Annotated in this window: 5 protein-coding genes; 3 read left to right on the top strand and 2 right to left on the bottom strand. The window is 67.0% G+C overall.

The window, feature by feature from the left end; translation table 11 throughout:
• Positions 1-128 precede the first annotated feature (128 nt).
• Positions 129-1,007 carry a tRNA glutamyl-Q(34) synthetase GluQRS gene (gene gluQRS, locus JWR89_RS02425; protein WP_299711362.1) on the bottom strand — a complete coding sequence of 293 codons (879 nt, stop codon included), beginning with the start codon at positions 1,005-1,007 and terminating at the stop codon, positions 129-131.
• 37 nt (positions 1,008-1,044) lie between these two features.
• Between gluQRS and JWR89_RS02420 the strand changes: the two genes are divergently transcribed.
• A complete protein-coding gene (locus JWR89_RS02420; RefSeq protein WP_299711359.1) occupies positions 1,045-1,692 on the top strand; it encodes a DNA-3-methyladenine glycosylase 2 family protein in 648 nt (215 codons plus the stop codon).
• Positions 1,693-1,694: 2 nt separating this feature from the next.
• On the opposite strand, the gene JWR89_RS02415 is transcribed toward JWR89_RS02420, so the two are convergent.
• The gene (locus tag JWR89_RS02415; protein WP_299711356.1) at positions 1,695-2,582 is read right to left on the bottom strand and encodes a LysR family transcriptional regulator; all 888 of its coding nucleotides are present in this window, start codon (positions 2,580-2,582) and stop codon (positions 1,695-1,697) included.
• Between the two features lie 205 nt (positions 2,583-2,787).
• Between JWR89_RS02415 and JWR89_RS02410 the strand changes: the two genes are divergently transcribed.
• Both JWR89_RS02410 and JWR89_RS02405 read left to right on the top strand, forming a co-directional pair.
• Positions 2,788-3,762, top strand: a complete 975-nt coding sequence (locus tag JWR89_RS02410) for a nitronate monooxygenase family protein (RefSeq protein ID WP_299711354.1) — start codon at positions 2,788-2,790, stop codon at positions 3,760-3,762.
• Positions 3,763-3,820: 58 nt separating this feature from the next.
• Positions 3,821-4,263: ABC transporter substrate-binding protein (locus JWR89_RS02405; protein WP_299711351.1), on the top strand; the 443-nt coding region annotated here is incomplete at its 3' end.

Here is a 4,263-nt window from a genome sequence, read left to right as displayed (position 1 = left end):
TCCGCGGCTTTTGCGGCGTGCGCGATGTCAGCGCCATGGTATGATCCGTCCCCGGCGTCACCATGCCACGGCCGGGCTAGCCGAGTCACGCGGGCACGAGGTCTGGCGTGAAAGTCGCGCGGCGACGGTCAGTCGGCTGCGGCGAGGCCCACCATCGCCCGGATGTCGGCAGGGCTGACGCCGCGGGCGCGGAGTTCTCGCAGACTGACGGCGCCTGACGACTTCGCCAGCTTGGCGCCGCGGTCGTCCCGCAGCAGCGGATGGTGCCGGTACACCGGGCCGGGCAGACCGAGCAGCTCCTGCAGCAGCCGGTGTACGCTGGTCGACCAGAACAGGTCCTGGCCGCGGACGACATCGGTGACCCCCTGCAGGGCGTCATCGACGACCACCGACAGATGATAGCTGGTCGGCGTCTCCTTGCGGGCGAGGATGACGTCCCCCCAGGCTTCGGGCTGGGCTTCCACTGTGTTCGTCTCGCCGGAGGGGCCGGCGCCCTGCTCGGTCCACGCCAACGCCCCGCTGCGGCGGCGGGCGGCGGCCATGTCGAGCCGCCACGCGGTCGGCGCGCCGGCCAGCAGCAATCCGGCTACGGCTTCCGGCGACAGCGATCGGGCGAGACCGGGATACAGCGGCACCCCATCGGGATCGTGCGGCCATTTGCCCCGCGCCTGTTCGTCGGCGACCAACCGGGCAATCTCGGCGCGGCTTTCGAAGCTGGGATAGAGCAGGCCCTGCGCTGCCAGCCGATCCGTGGCGGCGCGGTACTCGGAAAAATGTTCGGACTGCCGCCGTACCGGCGTCTCCCAGGCGATGCCCAGCCAGGTAAGGTCCTCACGGATCGCGGCTTCGAATTCCGGCTTGCAGCGGGCGCGGTCGATATCCTCGATTCGCAGCAGCAGGCGGCCGCCGGCCTGCCGCGCCAGGTCGAAATTCAGCAGAGCCGAGAAAGCATGGCCGAGGTGGAGGTAGCCGTTAGGGCTGGGCGCAAACCGGAAAACGGGTGGCATTGAACTCTTCCGCGGGACGTGATGATCCTAGATCGCCATGACCGTGCACCTCAACAGCCAGGCCGATCTCGAGGACGCCGTGCTGGCGCTGGTCAAGCTCGACCCGCGGCTGCCACCTATCCTGGCAATCGCCGGCATGCCCAAGCTGCGGCGGCGCGCGCCGGGATTCGAGGGGCTGGCCCAGATCATCTGCGGCCAGCAGGTCTCGGTGGCTTCCGCCTCCGCGATCTGGGGCCGGGTGTCCGGCGCGTTCGATCCGTTTCACCACGACGCCTTGCGCAAGGCGCGTGCCGACCGCCTCGGGCGGCTCGGCCTGTCCGCGGCCAAGATCAAGACGCTGAAGGGGCTCGCGCGCGAACTGGCCGCCGAGCGACTTAACCTCGATGTGCTTGCCGAAGAGGATGCCGATGCCGCGCACGCGACGCTGACCAGGTTGCATGGCATCGGGCCGTGGACCGCGGATGTCTATTTGCTGTTTTGCCTGGGCCACGGCGACGCCTGGCCGGCCGGCGACGTCGCGATCCAGGAAGCGATCAAGGTCGGGCTTGGCCTCGCGACACGCCCAACGGTGAAGCAGATGGCGCCTTTGGCCGAACCGTGGCGCCCGCTGCGCGGCGCCGCGGCGCATCTATGGTGGAGCTACTATCACGCCATCAAGAAACGCGAGGGCGTAGTCGCAAAATAACATCAGCCGCGCAGCATGACGCGGTCGGCCCGCGCGCTGTCGGCGACGAACTCGATCACCGCGCGCACCGCGGGCAGATCGACCAGATCAGGATGGGCGAGCAGCCAGAGATCGGAGATGCTCGCCAGCTTCTGCGGCGCGACGCGAACCAGTTCGGGATAGGCAGCGGCGACGAGGCAGGACAGCGCCGAGATCCCGATGCCCGCCCGCGCCGCGGCCAACATGTCGCCCTGCGACGAGCAACGCATGACAACCGACCCCTGCCCCGTGATCTGGTCGCTCCAGCGCGCCAGATGCGCGTTCGAGGCCCGGTCGGCAAAGCCGATGATGCTGTGGCCGCTCCATTCGTCGCGTCGCTCGGGCAATGGCCGACGCGCGGCATAGTCGCGCGACGCGTAGAAGCCGGTGCCGAGGCGGCCGACCTTGCGTCCCACCAAATTCTCCTCGCCGCTGTTGACCGGGCGCAGCACCACGTCGGCCTCGCGGCGGAGCACGCTGGCCGGAAACGGATGGGTGATGACTTCCAGTTGAATGTGGTCGTGCTCGCGCAGAAACGCGGCCATGCGCGGCATCAGCCAGTGCGCCGCGAGCGTCGCGCCGATCGACAGCTTGACGACCCCGCGGGCATTCTCGCCGGTCGCCGAGACCGCCGCTTCGGCGCGCAGCGCCGCTGCGGCCATTGCCTCGGCATGGTCGCGAAATTTACGGCCCTGCGACGTCAGCGCAAGACCATCGACGGAGCGCACAAACAGCCTGGTGCCGAGTTGCGCCTCTAGCGCGGCAATCTGGCGGCCCACCGTCGGATGGCTGCTGCGCAAGCGCCCTGCCGCGCCGGTAAAGCTCCGGGTCTCGGCAACGGCGACGAAGGTCTTGCACAAATCCCAATCCATCGGCTTCCCCGCTCCACGCCCGATCGCTTCCGTTCATTCTTGAATAACACTCCGTTCAATATTGAACGATCCGCCGCTTCCGTCCAGCCCTATAGTGTCGCCAAAGCAGCAAGCCACCCGGTCCGCCGGCCAGGCCTGCGATCAAAATGCGCGTGTTCGGATCCGCAGGATGAAGCGGAGACACGCCGCCACAGGGATGAAGCCAATGCCGCTACCCGCATCGCTTGCGAATTCGCTCGAACTGCCCGTGCTCGGTTCGCCGCTGTTCATCGTCTCCGGTCCGGAGCTAGTGATCGCCCAGTGCAAGGCCGGCATCGTCGGCTCGTTTCCGGCGCTGAACGCGCGTCCGGTCGAAAAACTCGGCGAATGGCTGACCCGCATCGAGGACGAGCTTGGCGAGTACAAGGCGCTGCATCCGGAGAAGAAAGTCGCGCCCTACGCGGTCAACCAGATCTGCCACGCCTCCAACGACCGGCTGATGAAGGACATGGAGACCTGCGTGAAGCACAAGGTCCCGATCATCATCACCTCGCTGCGTCCGCCACAGGAGATCGTCGAGGCTGCGCATTCCTATGGCGGCGTGGTGTTCCACGACGTCATCAATGTGAAGCACGCGCGCAAGGCCGCCGAACAGGGCGTCGATGGCTTGATCCTGGTCTGCGCCGGCGCCGGCGGCCATGCCGGCACGCTGTCGCCGTTCGCGCTGGTGCGCGAAGTGAAGCAGTGGTTCAAGGGCACCATCCTGCTGTCGGGCGCGATCTCCGACGGCTGGAGCATCGCTTCGGCGCTCGCGCTCGGCGCCGACATGGCCTACATGGGCACGCGCTTCATCGCCACCGAGGAAGCCAACGCCGACCCGGCCTACAAGGCCGCGCTGATGGAATATGCCGCCCACGACATCGTCTATTCGAACCTGTTCACCGGCGTGCACGGCAACTATCTCGGCCCCTCGATCGTGGCCGCGGGGCTCGATCCCGACAACCTGCCTGATGGCGACAAGGCGAAGATGAATTTTGGCTCCGGCGGCAACACCAAGGCCAAGGCGTGGCGCGACATCTGGGGCTCCGGCCAGGGCATCGGCCAGATCACCGATGCGCCACCCGTCGCCGAACTGGTTGACCGGCTGAAGCGGGAGTTCGAGGCGGCACGCAGCGACTTTCTGGAGCGGGCGCGCGCTTAGGCGCGCTCTGCCTATCGCCTAGAACCAGAACTAAAAACAAAATCACAGGGAGGCATCGATGACGAGCGCTTCGCGGCACTGGCTTGCCGCTTTGACACTGACGCTCTGCGCAGCAGGTCCCGCACTGGCAGAGACCGCCAGCGACGAAATCCGCATCGGGCAAACCCTGCCCTATAGCGGCCCGGCTTCCGGCTTCGGCGTGATCGGGCGCGCGGAGGAGGCTTACTTCGCGAAGATCAATGCCGAGGGCGGTATCAACGGCCGCAAGATCCGGCTGATCAGTCTCGACGACGCCTACTCGCCGCCGAAGACGGTGGAGCATACCCGCAAGCTGGTCGAGCAGGACGAGGTGCTGTTCATGTTCGGCTCGCTCGGCACCGCCACCAACAATGCCGTGCACCGCTACCTCAACAGCAAGAAGGTGCCGCAGTTGTTCGTGCTGAGCGGTGCCACCAAATGGGCCGACCCGAAGAATTATCCCTGGACCATGCCCGGGATGGC

The sequence above is a fragment of the Tardiphaga sp. genome, from assembly GCF_028290785.1.
Classification (GTDB): domain Bacteria; phylum Pseudomonadota; class Alphaproteobacteria; order Rhizobiales; family Xanthobacteraceae; genus Tardiphaga.
Note: the sequence above shows the minus strand (reverse complement) of the source record. Positions and strands in the feature narration are given on the sequence as shown.

Bases quoted from the DNA above. Each gene is read 5' to 3' on its own strand.
- JWR89_RS02410 (WP_299711354.1), top strand. From the start codon at position 2,788: ATGCCGCTACCCGCATCGCTTGCGAATTCGCTCGAACTGCCCGTGCTC.
- JWR89_RS02420 (WP_299711359.1), top strand. From the start codon at position 1,045: ATGACCGTGCACCTCAACAGCCAGGCCGATCTCGAGGACGCCGTGCTG.
- gluQRS (WP_299711362.1), bottom strand. From the start codon at position 1,007: ATGCCACCCGTTTTCCGGTTTGCGCCCAGCCCTAACGGCTACCTCCAC.
- JWR89_RS02415 (WP_299711356.1), bottom strand. From the start codon at position 2,582: ATGGATTGGGATTTGTGCAAGACCTTCGTCGCCGTTGCCGAGACCCGG.